Source organism: Bizionia saleffrena (assembly GCF_008086175.1).
Lineage (GTDB): Bacteria > Bacteroidota > Bacteroidia > Flavobacteriales > Flavobacteriaceae > Bizionia > Bizionia saleffrena.
This window is the reverse complement of sequence record NZ_VSKM01000042.1, coordinates 1-1,531: the sequence shown is the minus strand read 5'-3', so window position 1 is coordinate 1,531 and position 1,531 is coordinate 1. Positions and strand designations below refer to the sequence as shown.

At 40.4% G+C, this 1,531-nt stretch carries 1 protein-coding gene; it reads left to right on the top strand.

Translation table 11 applies throughout. The features are described 5' to 3' along the window. Positions 1-1,531: HYR-like domain-containing protein (locus tag ES676_RS14835; protein WP_449374891.1), on the top strand; the 1,531-nt coding region annotated here is incomplete at both ends.

Here is a 1,531-nt window from a genome sequence, read left to right as displayed (position 1 = left end):
AAGACACAACGGCTCCAACCTTTACGGTTCCAACTGAAGTGACTTTAGAATGTGATCAAGATATTACCGACTTATCAGTAACTGGTGATGTTTCTGATGAAGCTGATAATTGTGGAAACGCTGTTTTAAAAGCGACGTATACTGACGGAAATTCAACTGCTGGCTCTTGTGCCAACGCGTCTTTTTTTATTAGAACTTGGACGCTAACGGATGCTTGTGGAAATACTACAACTCAAGAGCAAACAATCAACATCGAAGATACAATGGCGCCAACCTTTACGGTTCCTACTGAAGTGACTTTAGAATGTGATCAAGATATTACCGACTTAACAGTAACTGGTGATGTTTCTGATGAAGCTGATAATTGTGGAAACGCTGCTTTAGAAGCAACATACACGGATGGCGCTTCAACTGCTGGTTCTTGTGCCAACGCGTCTTCTTTTATTAGAACTTGGACGTTAACGGATGCTTGTGGAAACACAACAACTCAAGAGCAGATAATCAACATCGAAGACACGACGGCGCCAACCTTTACGGTTCCTACTGAAGTGACTTTAGAGTGTGATCAAGATATTACCGACTTAACAGTAACTGGTGATGTTACCGATGAAGCTGATAATTGTGGAAACGCTGCTCTAGAAGCAACATACACTGATAGCGCTTCAACTGCTGGATCTTGTGCTAACGCGTCTTCTTTTATTAGAACTTGGACACTAACAGATGCTTGTGGAAACACAACAACTCAAGAGCAAATAATTAACATCGAAGATACTACGGCGCCAACCTTTACGGTTCCTGCTGCAGTCACTTTAGAATGTGATCAAGATATTACCGACTTAACAGTAACTGGTGATGTTACCGATGAAGCTGATAACTGTGGAAACGCTGCTTTAGAAGCAACATACACTGATGGTGCTTCAACTGCCGAATCTTGTGCTAACGAATCGTCTTTCATAAGAACTTGGACACTAACAGATGCTTGTGGAAACACAACAACTCAAGAACAGACAATTAATATTGAAGATACTACGGCGCCTGTTATCGATACAACCGCTGTTGAAAATATAGCTATTCAATGTGGTGTAACTCCAGATGGAACTTTAGAAGATTGGTTATCAAGCAATGCTGGTGCATCTGCTACAGATAATTGCTCTACAGTTATATGGACTAACGATTACGGTCAGATGTCAGATGTAGATTGTGATAACAATGCTATTATAGTGACATTTACAGCAGCGGATGCGTGTGGAAACTCAGACTTCTTCACTGCTACCTATTCTATTATGGATACTGTAGATCCTATATTGTCACTTCCTGTAGATGTAACTTTAGAATGTACCGACGATACTTCTACAGCAAACACTGGTGTTGCTACGGCTACAGATGATTGTGCTACGCCTACTGTTTCTTTTACAGATGTAACTACAACTGGAACTTGTGATAGTAATTATATTATTACTAGAACTTGGACAGCAATTGATGCTTGTGGAAACACAACAACTCAAGAACAGACAATTAATATTGAAGACAC